15 protein-coding genes and 1 other annotated feature are annotated in these 19,853 nt (G+C 61.7%); of the genes, 11 read left to right on the top strand and 4 right to left on the bottom strand.

What is annotated here, in order from left to right; genetic code table 11:
* Nucleotides 1-366: 366 nt before the first annotated feature.
* On the top strand, nucleotides 367-978 hold the full coding sequence (locus EGM87_RS02785; RefSeq protein ID WP_137709952.1) for a retropepsin-like aspartic protease family protein: 612 nt from the start codon (nucleotides 367-369) through the stop codon (nucleotides 976-978).
* A gap of 15 nt (nucleotides 979-993) precedes the next feature.
* Here the strand turns inward: EGM87_RS02785 and EGM87_RS02780 are convergent, their stop codons facing one another.
* Nucleotides 994-2,982 (bottom strand): BCCT family transporter, encoded by a 1,989-nt coding sequence (locus tag EGM87_RS02780; RefSeq protein WP_253719122.1) that lies wholly within the window; start codon nucleotides 2,980-2,982, stop codon nucleotides 994-996.
* A gap of 132 nt (nucleotides 2,983-3,114) precedes the next feature.
* Here EGM87_RS02780 and EGM87_RS02775 point away from each other — a divergent pair, with 132 nt between their 5' ends.
* Nucleotides 3,115-4,323, top strand: a complete 1,209-nt coding sequence (locus tag EGM87_RS02775; RefSeq protein ID WP_137709953.1) for a cation:proton antiporter — start codon at nucleotides 3,115-3,117, stop codon at nucleotides 4,321-4,323.
* 145 nt (nucleotides 4,324-4,468) lie between these two features.
* Nucleotides 4,469-5,668 carry a Na+/H+ antiporter NhaA gene (gene nhaA, locus EGM87_RS02770; RefSeq protein ID WP_216614571.1) on the top strand — a complete coding sequence of 400 codons (1,200 nt, stop codon included), beginning with the start codon at nucleotides 4,469-4,471 and terminating at the stop codon, nucleotides 5,666-5,668.
* 701 nt (nucleotides 5,669-6,369) lie between these two features.
* Here nhaA and EGM87_RS02765 read toward each other — a convergent pair.
* Nucleotides 6,370-7,866, bottom strand: a complete 1,497-nt coding sequence (locus EGM87_RS02765; RefSeq protein ID WP_137709954.1) for a SulP family inorganic anion transporter — start codon at nucleotides 7,864-7,866, stop codon at nucleotides 6,370-6,372.
* A gap of 62 nt (nucleotides 7,867-7,928) precedes the next feature.
* Nucleotides 7,929-7,984: a sequence feature (sul1 is cis-regulatory element that is thought to sense ions involved in sulfur or methionine metabolism; They are found in Alphaproteobacteria), on the bottom strand.
* 198 nt (nucleotides 7,985-8,182) lie between these two features.
* Between EGM87_RS02765 and EGM87_RS02760 the strand changes: the two genes are divergently transcribed.
* Complete coding sequence (locus EGM87_RS02760) at nucleotides 8,183-8,641, top strand: hypothetical protein (protein WP_137709955.1); 459 nt, start codon at nucleotides 8,183-8,185, stop codon at nucleotides 8,639-8,641.
* A 33-nt stretch (nucleotides 8,642-8,674) separates the two neighbouring features.
* Here EGM87_RS02760 and EGM87_RS02755 read toward each other — a convergent pair whose 3' ends face one another.
* Entirely contained in the window at nucleotides 8,675-10,693 is a 2,019-nt protein-coding gene (locus EGM87_RS02755) for a lytic transglycosylase domain-containing protein (protein ID WP_137709956.1), read from the bottom strand.
* A 760-nt stretch (nucleotides 10,694-11,453) separates the two neighbouring features.
* Between EGM87_RS02755 and EGM87_RS02750 the strand changes: the two genes are divergently transcribed.
* From EGM87_RS02750 to EGM87_RS02735, 4 genes are read left to right on the top strand one after another with little or no spacing between them, the layout of a single operon-like run.
* Complete coding sequence (locus tag EGM87_RS02750) at nucleotides 11,454-12,668, top strand: nucleotidyltransferase domain-containing protein (RefSeq protein WP_137709957.1); 1,215 nt, start codon at nucleotides 11,454-11,456, stop codon at nucleotides 12,666-12,668.
* Complete coding sequence (locus EGM87_RS02745) at nucleotides 12,665-14,401, top strand: ThiF family adenylyltransferase (RefSeq protein WP_137709958.1); 1,737 nt, start codon at nucleotides 12,665-12,667, stop codon at nucleotides 14,399-14,401. Before EGM87_RS02750 ends, EGM87_RS02745 begins: the two co-directional genes overlap by 4 nt.
* A complete protein-coding gene (locus EGM87_RS02740) occupies nucleotides 14,391-14,867 on the top strand; it encodes a Mov34/MPN/PAD-1 family protein (protein ID WP_137709959.1) in 477 nt (158 codons plus the stop codon). The genes EGM87_RS02745 and EGM87_RS02740 overlap by 11 nt, the downstream gene beginning before the upstream one ends.
* Complete coding sequence (locus EGM87_RS02735; RefSeq protein WP_137709960.1) at nucleotides 14,864-15,940, top strand: SAVED domain-containing protein; 1,077 nt, start codon at nucleotides 14,864-14,866, stop codon at nucleotides 15,938-15,940. Before EGM87_RS02740 ends, EGM87_RS02735 begins: the two co-directional genes overlap by 4 nt.
* 363 nt (nucleotides 15,941-16,303) lie before the next feature.
* Here the strand turns inward: EGM87_RS02735 and EGM87_RS02730 are convergent, their stop codons facing one another.
* A complete protein-coding gene (locus tag EGM87_RS02730; protein WP_137709961.1) occupies nucleotides 16,304-16,513 on the bottom strand; it encodes a helix-turn-helix transcriptional regulator in 210 nt (69 codons plus the stop codon).
* A 508-nt stretch (nucleotides 16,514-17,021) separates the two neighbouring features.
* Here EGM87_RS02730 and EGM87_RS02725 point away from each other — a divergent pair.
* The 3 genes from EGM87_RS02725 (at nucleotide 17,022) to EGM87_RS02715 (ending at nucleotide 19,755) form a co-directional block, all read left to right on the top strand.
* Nucleotides 17,022-17,324: a type II toxin-antitoxin system RelB/DinJ family antitoxin gene (locus tag EGM87_RS02725; RefSeq protein WP_137709962.1), complete on the top strand. Its 303-nt coding sequence runs from the start codon at nucleotides 17,022-17,024 to the stop codon at nucleotides 17,322-17,324.
* Nucleotides 17,321-17,620 (top strand): type II toxin-antitoxin system RelE/ParE family toxin, encoded by a 300-nt coding sequence (locus EGM87_RS02720; protein ID WP_137709963.1) that lies wholly within the window; start codon nucleotides 17,321-17,323, stop codon nucleotides 17,618-17,620. The genes EGM87_RS02725 and EGM87_RS02720 overlap by 4 nt, the downstream gene beginning before the upstream one ends.
* A gap of 398 nt (nucleotides 17,621-18,018) precedes the next feature.
* Nucleotides 18,019-19,755, top strand: coding sequence for a ParB/RepB/Spo0J family partition protein (locus EGM87_RS02715; protein ID WP_137709964.1), 1,737 nt, complete (start codon nucleotides 18,019-18,021; stop codon nucleotides 19,753-19,755).
* The last annotated feature ends 98 nt before the right edge of the window (nucleotides 19,756-19,853 follow it).

Genomic DNA, 19,853 nt, shown 5'->3' with positions numbered 1-19,853 from the left:
TCCACGCTCGTATGACAGTAGCGGCAGTCAATCCCGTCGTCCGCCACATGATGCTTGTGACTGAAAGGAACTGGCTGGTCCTGCACCCATCCAACCTGCGACTGATAAGAAGACTTCGCATAATCCCAGCTCCCAAGCGCCAGGCCGAACACCGCTATCGCCAAGGCCGCAAGACCAAGGCGTAGCCATGTATCGGCGGCTGGCGGAAAGATTTGCGCGTTCGCCCCCTCTATTTCCGGAATGTTTCTGAGAGAATGCGAAGCGGAAGCTTCTGTTCCTTTCGCGTGGGATTGCGTTTAGGAGTTGCGCTGATCGGCCGGTAATAGGCGGGGATCGAACCTGCCGCCCAACGGTTCAAAACCAATCATGCCCGTTTCCATCAATCCCGAATGGCAGCAGATGGCGATGTACGCAGTGGGCGGGGCAATCCTGCTGATCCTGTTGTTCAACATCCCCTATATTGGCCGGCTGCTGCGGTCCCTCTTTTCCTTCGCGCTGCTCGCTTTCTGCCTTTTCCTGCTGATCCAGCAGGCGCCCTTCGATCCTGGTCTGGCCCGGATCACCTCGCGGCTTGGCATTGATGGCCAGCAGGTGAGAGGGCGAGAGGTTCATGTGCGCATGTCGCCCGATGGGCATTTCTGGGCGCGGGCGGAGATGAACGGGGTCGAGCGAAGGCTGTTGATAGATAGCGGCGCGACCGTCACCACCATTTCAGAAGCGACGGCGCGGCTCGCCTCGGTCGAACGCGGCAGCGGCTTGCTGCCCATCGTCATGCGGACCGCCAACGGGATCGTTCCAGCCGAAACCGGCACGATCGAGCGGATGGTGCTTGGCGGCATCGAAGCACATGGGCTGAAGGTCGCCATTTCTCCCGCGATCGGCAATATCGACGTGCTGGGGATGAACTTCCTCTCCCAGCTCGCGTCCTGGCGGGTGGAAGGCCGGACTCTGATCATGGTCCCGCCCAAGGCCAGATGAAATCGCCGCTGTCATTCATGCAAGCCGGCGCGCGTGCCGGAAGCGGGCATAACGGTTGAGGAGGTCATTGATCAGCTGATCGCCAGTATAGCCTGTAACGTCATGCGGCTGATCCGATTGCGAGCTTTGCGCCATCGCCCGATAATGGCGGTGCTCATCAGTCTCGCGCCGCCGCGTCTCGGCAAAGGCGAAGCTGGCCGCGCGAAAGGCGCGGGCGCGCACAGCGTAGCGAAACTCGCCACGCTCCCCATGGGGAACGCGAAGTTCGACATGGGTTCCGTCCTGTGTCACATCAGGCACGAGGCCGCTGTCACGCATCTGTGAGGCTACAGCCTCGAGCGCGGGGCGCGCGGTGTCCGTCAGGAACCCGGCGATCTCCCCCTTTTCATGATAGCGCGTGATACTGGCAAGGCGCTGCTGCCAGCCAAGCCCTTCCGCGGGCGCGGCATGCGCATCGGCAGACAAGTCGATCGCAGACCCTTCGCTCTCCATCTGCAGCGCGCGCAACAGACCGTAGCAGATGAAGATCATGATCGCTGCGAAGGGCAACGCGCTGGCGATGGCGGCAGTCTGCAGCGCCTCCAGCCCGCCGGCGACCAGCAGAACCGCAGCCACAACGCCCGCGCTAACCGCCCAGAAGATGCGCTGCCAGACCGGAGGATTATCCTCCGCGCCCGAGGTGATCATGTCGATCACCAAGGCTCCGGAATCGGCCGAGGTCACGAAAAAGGTGATGACGAGCAGCGTCGCCAGCCCCGAAGCGATGGAGGAGAAGGGAAGATGCTCCAATGTCTTGAACAGGGCGACGGGCATGTTATTGACCGCTGTGGTGGCGATACCCGCAACGCCGCGCAGGTCCATGTCGATGGCGGTGTTGCCGAAAACCGTCATCCACAAAAAGGTGAACAGGGATGGCGCCAGCAGCACGCCCGTCACAAATTCACGGATGGTGCGACCGCGCGAGATGCGGGCGATAAACATGCCGACAAATGGCGACCAGGAAATCCACCAGCCCCAGTAGAAAAGCGTCCAGTTGCCGAACCATTCATTGGGCTCATAGGCGTACATGCGGAAGGTGCGCTGCACGAGATTACCCAGATAGGCGCCGACATTCTGGACATAGGCCTGGAGCAGGAACACCGTGGAGCCAGCCAGCAGGACGAAAGCGAGCAGCGCGATCGCGAGGATGATGTTGAGTTCCGACAATCGTTTGACGCCCTTGTCCAGCCCTATTCCGGCGGAGAGGGTTGCCATGCCGGTGATCGCCGCAATCAGGATGATCTGAACCATCGGCCCAGTGGGCAGGCCGAAAAGATGGCTGAACCCGGCGTTTACCTGAAGCACACCGAAGCCGAGCGAGGTCGCGACTCCGAACATCGTCCCCAACACGGCGAATATGTCGATGGCATGCCCGATGGGGCCATGAATGCGCTGGCCGATCAGGGGAAACAGCGCCGAACGAATGGTGAGCGGCAGCCCACGCCGGAACGCGAAATAGGCAAGCGCGAGCCCCACCACGATATAGATCGCCCAGGCATGCAGGCCCCAGTGGAAAAAAGTGAGGACCATCGCCTGGCGAGCGGATTCTATCGTTCGCCCGTCACCGACCGGCGGCCGCGCGTAATGCTGCGTCGGCTCGGCCACCCCGAAGAAGAGGAGCCCGATGCCCATGCCCGCGCTAAACAGCATCGCGAACCAGGAGATATAACTATATTCAGGCTCGCTCTCGTCCTGACCCAGTTTTACGTCGCCATATCGGCTGAACATGAGGAAGAGGACGAACAGGAGGAAACCGGCTACTGAAACGACGTAGAACCAGCCCATATCGACCGTGATCGTCGCCTGCACGGCGGCGAACAGGCGCGACGCCTGCTCACTGAAAGCCGCGCCGAAAAGTACGAAGATCACGATCAGCCCGGCCGAGATAAAGAAGACCGGCGGATTGACTTGCATCCATGATCCGGTGCGACTTCTCGAAACATCGGCGAGCGCAGGGTCGTTCATGATGGGTGCAATCTCCTACGGACCGTTGCGAGATGATGACGGAACGAGGAACCGTCTCGGTAGTTGCTTCTTGTCCTCCAAAAAGTGAACGACTGGCGCACCGAAGCCATTCGCCGGGATCGAGGAGCATTCATGGCCGCTTTCGACCTGCTGGACTTCGGCATGTTGCTCGTGATCGCTTGTCTGGTGGCGATGCTCTCGCGGCGGATCGGACTGCCCTACACGGCTGGGCTCGTACTCGCAGGAATCAGCCTTGCCCTTCTCCCGTTCGGGCTCGACCTGCCGCTGTCCCGCGACCTCATTTTCAACATCTTCCTGCCCCCGCTCATCTTCGAGGCAGCCTTGCAGATGCCGTGGAGCCAATTTCGCCGGCAGCTGCCGCTGACTGTCACGCTCGCTTTTCTGGGGGTCGCCGTCTCGGCCGCTGTCGTTGCGGGAGGGCTCCATTGGCTGCTCGGCTGGAGCTGGCTGGGCGCGGCCTTCATCGGCGTTCTGATCGCTGCGACTGATCCGGTGTCCGTCGTCGCCGCATTCAAGGAGATGAGGGCGCAGCCACGTCTGGGCATGGTCGTCGAATCCGAAAGTCTGCTCAATGACGGGGTCGCCGCCGTCGGATTTGCGATCCTGATCGGATTGGTCGGGGGCGAAGCCTTCGCACCGGCATCGGTGCTGGCATCGCTGCTTTGGACCGTGATCGGCGGGACGGTCGTGGGCTGCATTATTGCCTTCGTTGTGCTCAAGGTGGCCGGACGCACGAGCGATCATCTGGTGGAGATCACGCTCACCACCGTCATTGCCTGGGGCAGCTTCCTCGTCGCCGAGCGGATCGAGGCCTCAGGCGTGTTCGCGGCGCTCGCCGCTGGCGTGATCGTCGGCAATCATGGCTGGCGGGGGCCGATTTCGGAAGAAGGCAGGCCGCACGTGCTCGGATTTTGGGAATATGCCGCGTTCCTAGCTAACTCCGTGCTTTTCCTGCTGATCGGCAGTCATGAGGCGCACCAGCCTTTGGCGCTGGTGTCTGGAGCGTTGGCGGTTGTCGTGCTGCTCACGCTGCTTGGACGCGCCGTGGCGGTTTACCCGATTTCCTTTCTGTTCTGCCGATCTGCGCTTCGCCTTCCAGCCACCTACCAGCATGTGCTCGTCTGGGGCGGACTGCGCGGGGCCGTGGGACTGGCGCTCGCGCTTGCGGTGCCGGCCAGCGTTCCCGAACAACGCGAGATTGTCGTCCTGACCTTCGGCGTCGTCGCCTTTTCGATCTTTGTGCAGGGACTAACGATGCCCCCGCTACTGCGCCGTTGGAAACTCACGGAAGCCGAAGAACCTAGCCCCAACAGAGGATAATGCATTGTTGCCATTCATGGCACGGACGGGGTTGCGCTTCCTTTCCTCGATTGCAATAGCGCGAGCGGGTGTTCGCTTGAGGGACTCAAGCGGGCAGGTTCACTTGTGCTGGTCGGGCCGCCAGCACCGCTGAATCTCATCCGGAGTGCCCCATGCCCGATTACCGCCACACCCACCCAGCGCCCTGCGCCAGTTCTTGAGCAGCCAGTCCGCCGCCGGGCTGATCCTCATCGCCACGGCCGCCGTTGCGCTCGCCATCGCCAACTCGCCGCTCGGTCCGGGCTATGAGGCGCTGCTGCACGGCCATCTCGGCCCCCTCTCCGTCATGCACTGGATCAATGACGGGTTGATGGCCCTGTTCTTCCTGCTCGTCGGGCTAGAGATCAAGCGGGAGATGCTGGACGGACAGCTTTCCACCTGGTCGCGCCGCCTCCTCCCCGGCATCGGGGCGCTGGGTGGCATGGCCGTGCCCGCGGTGATCTACCTCGCGTTCAACATGAGGCCCACTGCGCGCGGCTGGGCCATTCCCGCCGCGACCGATATCGCCTTTGCGCTTGGTGTGATCTCCCTGCTGGGAAGTCGCGTTCCCGCCTCGCTGCGCATCTTCCTCGCCGCGCTCGCCTTCATCGACGACCTAGGCGCGGTCATCATCATCGCCCTTTTCTACACGGCCAATCTGTCGCTCGTCGACCTTGCCGCAGCCGTCGTTGCGCTGCTTTTCACCTTGAACCGTAAGGGAGTGCGCCGACTCCTGCCTTATCTGCTGCTTGGCGCCCTGCTCTGGCTGCTTGTTCTTCGATCAGGCATCCATGCGACGCTCGCGGGCGTCATCCTTGCGCTCACCATCCCGATGGACGCAACCCCCGCCCAGTCCGACAGCGACGCCACCAGCCCCCTCCACCGGCTGGAACATGCCCTGCATGCGCCCGTCGGCTTCCTGATCGTTCCCCTGTTCGCCCTCGCCAATGCCGGCGTCTCCTTCCTCAATTTGCCGGCGCAAGCGCTCACCGCTCCCGTCACGCTAGGCGTCGCCGCCGGGCTGCTGCTGGGCAAGCCTCTCGGCGTCTTCGGCCTCTCCGCCATCGCCATCCGCCTGCGCCTCGCCGATGCGCCCGCCCATGCCAGCAGATGGCAGATGTTCGGCATCGCACTCCTCTGCGGCATCGGCTTCACCATGAGCCTCTTCATCGCCCTTCTCGCCTTCCCGACTTCTCCCATACTCGTGGCAGAGGCGAAGATCGGCATATTGGCCGGTTCACTCGCTTCGGGGTTATTAGGCTTCGTCGCCCTCCGGCTCGCGCACCGCGAACGCCCGGAGCCTGCGCGAGAGGCCGCCTCAGCATAGCCGAGTGCGTCCTTCCTCCACCGCCACAGCCACTCCTGCGCGTGGCGAGGGACGGGTCGCGTGACCTTGATCCTCGCTGGATCGCCGCCGAAGTGCCAGTGGCGATAGAGATCAACGGGAATTGGCTATGCCGTACTGCTCGCGTCTCCCGGCGATTTGCGGATTTGACAATTGGATTCGCTCTCGACCGCGAACAAGATGCGATCATTCATCTCACCCAGGCAGATCATCATGCCACGCGGCTACGTGCTCGCGTGCGGCCCAGTGTTACGGACACTTCCTGCGGTTCATGCGGGATCGAAAATCTCGATCAGGTCCTTCGGCCTCTCCCCGCCGCGACGGCTTCGACCGAAGCTAACGAACCCGCGATCTTCCTCGCTCTTCTCGCCTGGTAGAGCGCGAGCAACTCAACCGCTACGCGCCGGAGGATGTGGGGCGGCGTAATGCATTTGACAAGCTGATCGGCTCCCTGGCTCAGATCGGGAATAGCTGGGACGGTGGCTTCGCTTTCCACCTCGCGATTTTCCTTTGTCTTGTAGAAAGGACAATATTGGCAAACTGCCGCATGCGCGCGACGATATCGGCGCGCCCACCGGTCTGGCCCTGAGCCGCGACCGTGCCGCGGACCTTCCGTTAATGGTTCTCACCCGAAGCGACGCCTTGCTCGATTGCGCGAGCAATTGAGCAAGCTTGCCTGATCGTCAGTGTGGGACCGTGCCCATTTCAACGCCTGTCTTGTCGTGCCGTGCGAAGCGATCGACGAGATCGGCGCTCGCCTTGTTGTACCCGACAACATTGACTCTGCATCCTTCACGCCGCAATCGCGCCACGATCTTATCCAACGCGCCGACACCGGAGATGTCCCAGAAGTGCGCCGTTGATACATCTATCATGACATTCGCCACGCCCTGCTCGCTCATGAAGGCGCGCGTGAAACGATCGACCGAGGCAAAGAAGATTTGGCCACTCACCCGATATGTCGCCTGCGTCCCATCGCCGGACAGGCTGCGCTCTACGGCGAACATGCGCTGCACCTTGCCGGCGAAGAATATGCCCGAAAGCAGGACGCCGGACAGCACGCCGAGCGAGAGATCGCGCGTCACCACGACGACCGCCACCGTCACCAGCATGACGGCCGATGATGTCGGCGGGTGCCGGCGAACATTGGCGATCGAATTCCAGCTGAAAGTGCCAATCGACACCATGATCATCACCGCAACCAGTGCAGGCATGGGCACCTGCCCCACCCATGGCCCAAGGACAGCGAGCAGGAACAACAGGAATGCGCCTGCCACAAACGTGGATAAACGTCCGCGCCCGCCGGACGTAACGTTGATGACCGACTGGCCGATCATCGCGCAGCCACCCATGCCGCCGATCATGGCCGAAACGATGTTGGCGCCGCCCTGCCCCAGGCATTCACGCCGCTTGTCACTGTCGGTATCCGTCATATCGTCGACGATCTGCGCGGTCAGCAGCGATTCCAGGAGACCCACCGCCGCCATCGTTATGGAATAGGGCAGCAGAATTCGCAGCGTTTCCAGCGTCAGAGGCACCTGCGGCAACGCGAAACTCGGCAGTCCTTCGGGCAGCTTCCCCATGTCCCCCACAGTATGCACCGACAGACCCAAACTGACGCTGATCGCCGTCAGCAGCAGGATTGCCACCAGCGGCGACGGGATTGCCTTGGTGACACGGGGAAACAGATAGATGATGGCGAGACCAGCTGAGACCATAGCATAGGTCTCCCACCCGACATTCGTCAGCTGCGGCAGCTGCGCCATAAAGATCAGGATGGCCAGCGCGTTCACGAAACCCGTGATGACCGATCGCGACACGAACTGCATCAACAGGTCCAGTCGCAACAGCCCTGCTACCACCTGGATAAAGCCCATGAGGATGGTGGCGGCGAACAGATACTGCACCCCATGATCGCGCACCAACGGCGTCACTAACACCGCAACCGCAGCCGTCGCGGCAGAGATCATTCCCGGTCGGCCGCCGATAAAGGCGATCGTCATGGCGATTGCCACCGAGGCGTAAAGGCCAACGCTTGGATCGACACCGGCAATAATGGAAAAGCCGATGGCTTCGGGGATCAACGCGAGCGCGACGACGACGCCCGCGAGTATATCGCGGCGCATAGAGACCGCGCCGCTAAACCATTGCTCGCGATACGGGGTGATTTTGCTGATCATTTTAGTTCCACAACAAGGCACATGGCGCTCGGGAGGCGCGGATCATTTCAGGTCATGTGTGATATTGTCCGGCGGATCGGCGGCCGGAATAGCCACCCGGATTTTCACCGGGTCCTTGCGAATGCCGCCGCCCTAGCGGACGAAATCGGTGCCTGGCAATAGCATGTTGCGCACGGCAGGCCACCACCGGAGCGCATGTTCAGTGATTTTATTGCCGTGCGCCGTGATGTTGAATTTTGCCTTCTCCTGCATTTAACATCGGCAGGCCTCCACAAGGAGAGATGCGTTCATAGGAACCACAACAGGAGTAATTGCCATGCGCCTTGTCCTGATGCTTGGGCTAGCAGCGCTGGGAGCCTGCAACCTGGGTGAAAACAAGACACCCCAGTCCAACAGTGTCGGAAGCAACGAAGACCAGGCCTCGCCTTCCACTCCCGATGAGAGCGGGCCCTCTTCCCCGCAAAACATGGAGGTTCCCAGCATCGCCATGCCCGAATTCGCGCCGCAATATCCCGGCTCTACGATAAGGTCTGTGAATAGCTCCCAAGCCGTACAAAATGTGCATGAGGTGACCCTCGAAACGTCGGACGATGCCCCTACCATCATGGATTTCTATCGGGATAAATTCTCAGCTGCAGGCTTGCAGAAGACCTCAGATTTCCAATCTGGAGGAACAGGTATGTTGTCCGCCGTCGCCAAGAAGAAAAAGGCTTCGATCGCTATAACGAAAAGCGGCGCGATCAATTTGATCATCGTTACCTATTCGGGTGACTAAGCACCAGCCCACCCGACGACCGGAAGGTGTAGCTCACCCTGCGGATTGCTTGCCCAAATATCGGGAGAGCGGGATTTTCGATCCAGCGAAACGCGCACGTTCAGGATTCATGACTTCATAGACAACCGCATTCTCCAGGACACGCTGCACATAATTCTTCGTCTCATAGATCGGAATCTGTTCGATCCAGTGCAGAATATCAGCGCCAGGCTTTCGGGGGTCGCCGTTGGCGCGGATCCAGCGATTTACATTGCCCGGCCCTGCATTATAGGCCGCCACCGCCAGTGGATAGCTGCCACTATAATAGCGAAGCATGCGCTGGAAATAGGATGAACCCAGCATGATATTATAGCTCGGATCATCCAGCGATCTGGCGTTGTAGCTCACGCCCAGCTTGCCAGCCTGTTCCCGCGCCGTACCGGGCATCAGCTGCATCAGCCCCCGAGCCCCGGCTCGACTGACGATCTTCTTGTCGAACTGGCTTTCCTGCCGCGCAATGGCGTGCACCATGGTCCAATTATATTGTGCGCCAGACGGCACCGGCACGCGTGGAAACGCGCTTCGCCCATAGCCGGACAGGCCGCTCGCCACGGCACGGCGGCCGACCATCACGCCCATGTCAGGCCGCCCGATGCTGTTCGCCAGTTCAACGGCCAGATAATGATCTACCTCGCTCTTGGCATCATTGGCGATGGCGCGAGCAAATTTGCTCTCGTCTTCCCAATAGCCCATCTCGCCCAATGCTTTGACCGCGCGCACCACGGATCGGTCGGCAAAGGCTCTACGTTCGGCCGCAGAGATTTTGATTGATCGCTCGGTAGCAACGGGCGCGGGGATGGAACGACCTATGCGCTCAAGAGCAAGTTGGCCGTAAAACTGCCCAGGGAAGGCAGCTGCTTGAACAAAATAGCTGTTTGCCCTCGCTGTCTTGCCGGCCTGTAGTGCAGCGCGGCCGGCCCAATAAAAGCCCTTGGACCTCGTCTGCGGCGACTTTGCCGCCGTCGCGTAGAGACGGAACATCTCCATCGCATTCAGCGGCTTGTCGAGATGGTAGAAGGCGGTAGACCCGGCGAGCCAGGCGAGGCTCGTATAATCGTCCCTCTCGCCAATCGGGCGGCTGCTCACATCGGTGCCAGGTGCATAGGCGTCATCCAGTTTGCTGGCGATGCCGTAGGTAAAGCTCCACTGGCTATCTTTGGCGGCTGCCCGCGCATGGGTCAGCAGCGTTTCAAACCATTTTTCAGCATTGCCGGGTCGGGACGTCAGGATCGGACGATTGGCGAGATATTGCCTCGCGGCGATCCAGTTGCCGCTATTGAGTAGCCATGTCGTTTTGTCGGCCACGTAGCCGGCATCGCTCGCGCCTGCGGCTTCGGCCAACTGCATGGTTCTTGATGCATCCGCCGCCTTTCGGCGGAAGGCGATACGCGCTCCATAAATGGGGCGGCGCGATGGCGAGACATAGGCCAGCATTCTCTGCGCCCCCGCAATGTCATTTGCCCAGAGCAGCATGTCTGCACGCTGGTCATGCTCAGCACTGGTCCAGGCCGAACCGAACAGAGAGAAAAGCCGCGCCTCATCGTTGGGAGCAAGCGATCCGCCCAGCCACGCGCCCCGCGCAGCCTCCCTCGCTTCATTCATCCGACCGGTCTGGATCAACGCTAACGCCTCACGGGCATGACCAACTGCGGTGCGGGCAGGAAAGCGCGCGAAGAAGGCCACGACCTGCGTAGGATCGTAGCTGTTGGGATTGATACTGGTTTCCGCTAGCCGCCGCATGCGGCTCTCGCCTGGCCAGCCCGGGTTTGCCATGATGAAATTGGCATAAGCGGAGAATCCCAGACCATCGCTTCGTTGAAGCGCACGCCACTGGCTGATCCTCGCGGCGACGCTTGCATCTTTGGCAACTCCAAGACTGCTCTGCGCGCGCTGCCAGGGGCTTTGTTCCTTTGGCAGCGGCTGGACCACTGCACCAGATGGATAGGGATGCTGAGCGTCGCGTGGGACGTTGGCAGATTGGGCGAGGAGCAAGAGGGTAATCGTAGCAACCATATGCGGTAGTCTTCGGCAGCGGGGTCGTATCAGGCGAAATCGAGTGCGATCGGGGAACGGTAGCCTGGGATGGTGCGAAGCGTTATTATGGCTTTCCTATAGCCGGCCGGAAGATCATTTCGTGTTGAAATGATGAGCTGTAGAGCCCGGCCTAACCGGCCCGCCTACTGAGCCAGTTCGGGAGCGCGCAGTTGCGTATCACAGGGCAACCGACAGCGGCGCCCGGTCACGCAAGCCGGCAAATCGTCGGCGCAGACTTAGAACAGCGCATGCACCTCGACTCCCCGGGGCGTATCGCGCGCGAGCGCGGGCGCTTGGGCGATTCAAAACAATCCCATGCGTGCTATGCGATGAACCGACCGGTAATCTCGACAGCCAGAACAGCACCCGCGTCGTCGAGATGTTTCGTGCCCTGGCTCATAACCAGGACCGTGCTGTTGTATGCGTGACCCATGATTCCGACGTCGCTGCCGCTGCCGATGTGAAGATATCGATGCTCGACGGCCGGATCAGCGGAACCGACATTCGGCCGCGATAAATGGGAACTGAGAGGCCGCGCATTACAACGTAAACGCCCACGGCAATCCCCGTGGCAGCGAAAAGCCGTTCCAGCAGCCCTTTACGCGCCGCCCGCCCGATCGCATGTTCTGGCGCACCTTTTCCCGACAAACCTTGATCGTTAATGCTGCGTAACTACATTGTCGTCCCACGGGGGCAATAGCGGGCGAATAGCCCGGCGATATTTTTTGGGGGTTATTTCATGGCGACCAGAGCCACCTCGATTGCCAAGACCTATCTCGATGCGCTTGCCGATGAGCTCAAGATCAGCGATACGCGCTATGAGCAGGCGGAGGAGAGCTATCAGTCGCTCGGTCGATGGTTCAATCGTCCTGCCTCGACGCTGCGTGACTATGATCCCGCCGTGTATGTCCAAGGCTCCTTCGGTCTCGGAACGGTAATCAAGCCGCTGCATGCCGACGAGGAATATGACGTCGATGCAGTTTGCGAACTGAAGGTGCTCAGCAAGTCGCAACTCTCACAGGAGACGCTCAAGGCACTGGTCGGCTCGGAAATGGAGGGTTATCGCCGCTCTCAGGCGATGGCCAAGCCGCTCCGCGAGGGGCGCCGGTGCTGGACCCTCAACTATGCCGATGGCGCGCAATTCCACATGGACGTGGTACCTGCGCTGCCCAATGCGCAGGACGTTCGCATCCTGCTCGATAGCAAGGGTCTCGACGCCAGCCGGGCGGCAACCGCGATCGCGATCACCGATAACGAGCGGCTGGATTATCAGCAGATCACCCATGATTGGCCACGCTCGAACCCCAAGGGCTATCTCGATTGGTTCAAGGGCCGCATGCGCGTCGTGCTCGAGAAGCGCCGCCGCGCCATGGCCGATGCAGTCAAGGCCAGCGTCGAGGCGATCCCGGACTATAAGGTGCGCACGCCGCTGCAATCCTCGATCATGATCCTGAAGCGGCACCGCGATATCATGTATGTAAAGGATGAGCTCAACTGCTGTCCGATCTCGATCATCATCACCACGCTCGCGGCGCATGCCTATCAGGGCGAGGAAGAGATCGCCGACGCGCTGCTGTCGATTCTGAGCGGAATGGAAGCCTATATCGCGCGTGACACGCGCGGTCGTGCAGTGATCGCGAATCCGAGTGACCCGCTCGAGAATTTTGCCGACAAATGGGCCCAATGCCCTGAGCGTGAACGGGCTTTCTATGCGTGGCTGCGCCAGGCGCAGCGGGACTTCGCCCATGCAGCGAGCCTTGCCGATCGACACTCAATCACTGACTCGCTGTCGCCGCATCTCGGGCAGGAGCTGGCCAAGCGCGCAGCCGATCGGAGCGCCAGTAAGCCCGCTGGGCTGCTCCGCGGGGCGACGGCGGCCGCCGCCGGTGCGCTGTCGACCCCAAGCTTTAGCAACACCGCGCGCACGCCGACCAAGCCGCAAGGCTTTGCGTGATCTGGTGGACCGATCTGCCGTCCCGCGCCCGCGCCGAACGGCAGGCGATCGCCGAGCTGGCTGAAGAAGCGGACTGGCTCCAGTCCGCCAAGTGGCGGCTGACCGACGATCTCCAGTTCGTCGCGGATTTCGACATCGTCCATCTCGGTGCCAGTTACCCGCTCAGCCTGACCTATCCGCACTTTTTTCCGGCGGTGCCGCCGCAGGTGACGCCGCGCGACGGCGCGAGAATCTCGGGTCACCAATATGGCGCAGGGGGCGAGCTCTGCCTCGAATATCGTCCCGACAATTGGGAACCGCAGTTCACGGGCGCGATGATGATCGGAAGCGCTTATCGGCTGCTGTCGGGGGAAAGTCCCTCAGACGGTGAGGTCGCCGATGTCGCCAGCGCCCATCGCCAGACTGTCGCGCAGGAGGTGCGCAACACCAAGCTGCGCCTGATCCTCAACACGACCTTGCTGGATATCCTTGTGGAGCAGCCGCTCTTGCAAGCTCAGCCTTTCACCCTCGACGAACATTGGTTCGCGAAACATTGGCTTGCGCATCCACGCCGACTTGGATCGACCGACGCCCCGCCGATATGGGCCGCCGCGCCGCCGCTCACGGAGCCGCGCACGCGCGAGGGATTTGCCATCCGGCTCCCCGACGAAACTAACGTTTCGTTCGAAGGAAGTTACGCCTTTCTGAACACCATTCTGACCGTGCTGAACTTTGCCCCGGCGCTGGAGCGCATGACAGCTTCCGACGCCGAGATGCCGCTGCTGCTGGTTCATCGCGGGACGGCGCGGCTCTATTCGCTCGCGCAGGGCACCGGCAGCCGCGATGTCTATGTCTACCGCACGATTGTCGCGCCGGCGAACGAGCAACGCCTGTCTGCCGAGCACGGGGTGCTTGCGGACCGATCCGTCGCGATCGTCGGTTGCGGATCGGTTGGATCGAAGATCGCGGCAACCCTTACCCGTGCAGGCGTCGGCACGCTGGTGCTGGTCGATGGTGATCTGCTGCTACCGGGCAATCTGGTGCGCAATGAACTCGACTGGCGCGCGGTCGGCCTCAATAAACCTGATGCGCTGGCGGCGCGGCTTCGCGACATTAATCCGTCCACCAAGACGATCGTAAGACGATTGCTGCTCGGCGGACAGGAAAGTTCTGCATCGACCGACTCGGCGCTGCAGCAAATTGGCCAGTGCGATCTGATCATCGACGCGACAGCAGACGCGCAGATCTTCAACCTTTGTGGCTCGGTGGCATGTGCCGAACGGAAGCCGTTGATCTGGACTGAAGTCTTTGCCGGCGGCATTGGTGGCATGATCGCACGCTCGCGCCCCGATCTCGATCCGCCGCCGTACGCTGCGCGGCGGCAGATACTGCGTTGGTGCGACGACAATGGCATTCCCTGGACCGGTGGCGATGGCGAGCAATACAGCCTGCAGATCGATGCCGAAAAGCCACCGCTGATCGCCGACGACGCGGATGTCTCAGTCATAGCCGCTCATGCCGGACGCATGGCGATCGACTTGCTCAAAGGTGGCGCGACCACCTTTCCGAATTCGGTTTATGCAATCGGGATGGCGCGTGAGTGGATCTTCGCAGCGCCATTCGACACTTATCCGATCGATCTTGTGCCCGAGGGGCAATGGGGTCCGGACGCCGACGAGAATGCGCGAGACGAGTTGGGCGGTTTGCTGCGCGAGTTTTTCCCCAAGGCCGAGGAGGCCGCGGATGAAGGTTGAGTTCACGCAGCCGCTGCGCGCACGTATGCGCCAGGCGCTGGCCAAGGCGCGACGGCGCGAGATCGGCGGTATCCTCATGGCCGAACAGGTGGAGGCCGGCCATTTCAGGCTCGCCGACTTTACGATTGATGAAGTGACGGGTAGCGCTGCTCATTTCGTGCGATCGGTCGAACATCACCACCGCGCGCTCGACCGATTCTACGAGGAAACCGGGTCGGATTTCGCGCGGTTCAACTATCTCGGCGAATGGCATTCGCACCCAAACCATTTACCCATTCCGAGCTCCACCGACCTCGCATCGATGCAAGATCTTGTCGAGGGCGAGCGCGATATTCCCTTCGCCATGCTGCTGATCGTGCGCACGGCTTGGTGGCGGCGGCTGTTGTTGTCGGCGACGCTGTTCCAGCGCGGCGCGCCACCGGAGCCGATCGAGATCATCGACGGCGCGAAGGGGAACCAGACGTGAAAAAGCATTTCGACTATTTCATTCGCTCCTGGATCGATTTCATCTTCCTGCGCCCGCTGCCGGGCATGCGGCTCATCAAATGGGGCGTGACGCTGAACCTCGCGACCTTTGCCGGGTTCGCGCTGACGGTTGGCATCCCGACCGAGAACGGCCGGATCGATGTGTCCTTCGATTCCGGTGCCGGCACACCGGCCTTTGTTTTGGCGCTCGTCCTCACGCTCGCCTCCCTAATGATTATCGGTGGAGCACTATGGCTGTTTGTCGATCTGCGACGCGAGAGCCGCAAGCAAGTGCTGGCGATCGAGCTGCGAGGGCTACGGGACATGAGCGGACAACCGCTTATCTTCGCGGTCCCCACAGGGATTATGGACCGGCGCGTCTCACTCCTACTCGATATCCGGCAGGGTGCGGACGGCGTTTTGCTTTCGCCCGAGCAGGCGTTGGCCAGGCTCGAGAGCCTACCGCACATGATCCATCAGAACTCGACAGGCCGGGACCGTCGCGATCTCACGGTCGTTGCCGGCGGCATGGCCGCGGTGCCGTTCGCCTTTCTGATGGGGGTTCTTCTAGATGATGAGGGCCGTGTGACCCTGCTGGACTGGGATCGGGCTCAAGAATGCTGGCGCGGTCTCGACGAACCAGACGACGGCGAGCGATTGGGGCTGACCGGGCTCGAGACGGTCGGTGATGCCAGCGAAGTTGTGGTCGCGGTCTCGGTGTCTTACCCGGAGGATCGGGTTGCTATCGCACATCGCTTCCCAGGCCTGCCGGTCATTCGGCTAGGGCTACTTGCTCCGACAATCGATCATCACTGGTCAACGGCGAAACAGGCGGCATGGGCGCAGCAATTCTTCGACTTGGCGCGCCAGCTTTGTGCGACCAATGTCCGGCAAGTTCACCTTGTGCTTGTTGCGCCGACCAGCGTGGTGATCAGCTTCGGCCGCAGCTACGACAAGCGCAATCTGCCGGCACTCACCGTCTATCAATATGAGAATGGATCGCCAGCGACCTACCCATGGGGTATCAAGATGCCCGTCGCGAACGCGACAGGCGCAACGCTTGTTCGCTCATGAATTTGAAACCTTCGGCTCGTCGAGTGCCACAACGGCGAAGCCGGAAGATGGTGTAGAGCAGCGAATTGGATGTCCGCTTTCGGGCAGAGTCGAGGGGCCCTTGGACGTCTGATAAGAGGGCGCGAAGCCGACGTGCCAGGTCGCCGTCTGGAGCGTCCGCTATCCCGCTAACGCATCTCCAAACCGGACCGAGCACAAAGTCCCAGCCCTTGCCGCAAACGAACGGGCAGTTCGGGCTCCACTGCAATCGGAAAAGCACCCGTTAAAGATGATCCCCTGTCTGACCATGGCCGACCGGCAACTGAGATCCTGGAGAGTAATCATCCGTCGGACGTGTGCCGGCGCTCGAGATTTCACGGCCGATCATCCTGAGGTACAGCCCTCCTCCCGGTAGGCGGCCGGATTGGCGATCCAGCGATTGACAGCAGATTCGTGCCAGCCAGCGCCGTGGACGCTGATCGGCACTTGCCTGGGGAACGTCCCCTCCGCGATCTTGCGATAGAGGGTGGAACGGGAAAGCCCGGTGCGGGCCAGAACGGTCTTCATACGGATGATGCGATCAGGATTGTTCATGGGGCAATTCTTTCAGTTCATGTTGCTGCACAGGCCCCCAAAGATCAGCATCGGGCGGCTCCGTTCGCCCGGCAAGAGGGCAGAACGGATCAATTGGGAGCGTTGGGGTTCAGGATGGCAAACGCTGGCGGGCTCTGGCGGTCCGTAGCGGAACAGGGTGGAAATCGGCGTAGGGCCAGCCACGTGAAATGGACGGCGCAGATTTTTTCTCACCGCGTCCCAAGGACACAGCGCTCAACGTTTTGCCGGGGTCGCATTTGATGCGACCAAGCGCTTGGTTCAGGTCGATTCGTTCATGGCAACTCCTCCAAATTACGAAGGTCTGGCCGCCGATGATCAGCCTGCGTCAAACGATCCTGCCTCGCAAGGGGGGAGGCACTGAAGTGCCGCTTTGCGCATTTCCATGCCTGTTTGGGCATTTCAGTGCCGCCCGATTGCTTGTCTCCCATCGCTTCTCGTTGGCAATCGTCATGCGATTGCATTACATTTCGGGCGAAGGAGTGTCCCCATGGCCCATAATGCGCTGATCCAGACGCGAATCGACGCGGACGTGAAAGAGCAAGCCGCCGCCGTCTTCGAAAAGATGGGGCTGACCGTCTCCGATGCCGTCCGCATCCTGCTCACCCGAACGGCCCGCGAGGGCATCGTCCCCATGGAACTGCTCGTGGAGAAGCAAGCCTATGACGAGTGGTTCAGGGCACGGGTGCAGGAGGCGCTGGACGACGAACGGCCCGACATTCCCGATGAAGAAATCTCGGCGACATTCGCGGCGCTTCGCGAGAAGGCGCGCAAGGGCCTTCCCCCGCAATGAAACTGGCCTGGTCGCAACACGCGGCCGCCGATCGCCTGGCCATTTTCACCTGGATCGCGCAAGACGATCCACGAGCGGCCGCGCTTGTCGATGACCGGCTGGAGGATGCGGCACGCCGGCTTATCGACTTTCCGGAAAGTGGCCGCCCTGGCCGGGTCGAAGGCACGCGGGAACTCGTGGTGGCCCGGACCCCCTATGTCGTTCCTTACCAGATCGTCGGAGACACGGTGCGCTTGCTCCGCGTCATTCATGGCGCACGCATGTGGCCGCAGGAGATAAACGACGGGGATGGTTGAATGGATCGTTCCCAGCCTTGTCTCCGGCACGACAGAATAGCGGGCGTCCCCGCGCATTCCGCGCGGTCATGCTCTATTCCGCTGCGCTCCACCGAGCCGGTGCCATGCGCCGTCTCGTCGCTCCTGGCGTGACGATCATTGACGTGGGGAGCGGCCTGCCGCTCCTGATGGCCATCGCGCCACGCGCGATGATGGTTACGCGGCCTCCGGCCAGCGGTGTGGGCTGACGCTCCCCTTTAGGCCCGCCGCGGCGGGCCGCAACCCGTCCCTTCGGGCCGGGTCCTCCACTTGCGTTGCGGTCCTGCGGATGCAGCCCGCCTCCGCCGGCGTGCCTGCCGGTGCGCTCTTGCCGCCCACCCCGCAGTCCGGGGCCGGTGTCTTGGCAAGGAGGAAGAAACATGGAACTCAAGCATATCGATATCGCCCGTCTCTCGGTCTCGCCCGTCAACATGCGAGGCATGAAGAAGGCGCCTGACCTCACCAACATCCTGCCCTCGGTGCGCGCGCGGGGTGTGCTGGTCCCGCTGATCGTCCGGCAGAATGGATCACCGGAGACCTACGAGATTGTCGCGGGCAAGCGGCGTTACCATGCCGCGCTGGCTGTCGCGGGGGAGACTGATGGTATCGCGTCCCTGCCCTGCGCCATTATGGAGGCGGGCGACGACGCGGCGGCGCTGGAGGCCTCGCTGATCGAGAATATCGCCCGGCTGGACCCCGATGAGATGACCCGGCACGAAACCTTCACCCGGCTGGTCCGGGAGGGGCGAAGCGTGGAGCATATTTCTCTGACCTTCGGCCTCACCGTCCTACAGGTGAAGCGCACCCTCGCGCTGGGCAATCTCCTGCCCCGCATCCGCAATCTCTACCGGGCCGAGGCAATCGATGCGATCACCGTCCGCCACCTGACCCTCGCCTCCAAGGCACAGCAACGCGAGTGGCTGGCCCTGCTGGACGATGATGACCGTCACGCGCCAGTCGGCCAGAATTTGCGCGCATGGCTTTTTGGTGGTGCTACCATCTCCACCAAGGCGGCCCTGTTCGACCTCGCCAGCTATGGCGGTGAGATTGTCTCGGACCTGTTCGGGGAAGAGAGCTATTTCGCCAGCGCTTCCGATTTCTGGACCGCGCAAATGGCGGCGGTCGAGCAGCGCGCCGAAGCCTATCGCGAAGCGGGATGGCCGGAGGTCGTCATTCTGGAGCGGGGAGACTATTTCCACACATGGGAACATGAGCGCTGCCCCAAGAGGAAGGGCGGCAAGGTCTATGTCGTGATCGGCCATCGCGGCGAGGTGACTTTCCATGAAGGCTACATCACCATCAAGGAGGCGCGGAAGCGGGAGAAAGGCGAGACCATCGCCAAGCCGGTTCGCCCGGAGATCAGTGCCCCGATCCAGAACTATGTCGATCTCCATCGCCATGCCGCCGTGCGCGCCTCGCTGCTTTCGCAGCCTTCCACCGCTCTGCGCCTGATGGTCGCCCATGCCATTGCCGGATCGTCGCTATGGCGGATCGATGTGGAGCGGCAGCGTGCCCATAATGATGCGATTGCCGAGAGCATGGAAAGCAGCGCGTCGGAAGCACTGTTCGACACCCAGCGCCGCGCAGTGCTGGCCCTGCTGGACTTCGATGCCAATACGCCGACCGTCACCAACGGTTATGCGGGCGATCACGGCGTGCCCGGCCTGTTCCGCCAGTTGATGGCGTTGACCGATGACGCGGTGCTGGACATTCTCACCATCGTCATGGGCGAGACGCTGGAAGCGGGCAGCGCCACGGTCGAATTGCTGGGCGTGCTGCTCAACGTCGATATGGCAAAGGTCTGGCAGGCCGACGATGTCCTGCTCGATCTTGTCCGCGACCGGGAGGTGGTCGGTCATCTCGTCGCGGAGGTGGCGGGCAAGACCGTAGCGGTGGCTAATGCCGAGGAAAGCGTCAAGGTGCAGCGCCAGATCGTCCGGGACACCCTTGCGGGAACAGGCGGGCGCGCAAGGCAAGAAAACTGGGTACCGCGCTGGATGGCTTTTCCGCCCAGCGCCTATTCCGACCGGGGCGGCGTTGGCAGCGTCGAGCAGTGGAACGCGGTTGCGGGGCTGACGGATACCACCCCAGCCGGTCAGGAGACTGTACAGGACTGACGCGCCAGCAGCCCTCACTATTTGTTCGACTTCCGGAACCGGGGCGGTAGCTCCGGTTCTTTTGTGTCAGTCGCGACACCTGAACGTCTGGATTTCCA

Source organism: Sphingobium sp. RSMS, assembly GCF_005406185.4.
Taxonomy (GTDB): domain Bacteria; phylum Pseudomonadota; class Alphaproteobacteria; order Sphingomonadales; family Sphingomonadaceae; genus Sphingobium; species Sphingobium fuliginis.
Note: the sequence above shows the minus strand (reverse complement) of the source record. Positions and strands in the feature narration are given on the sequence as shown.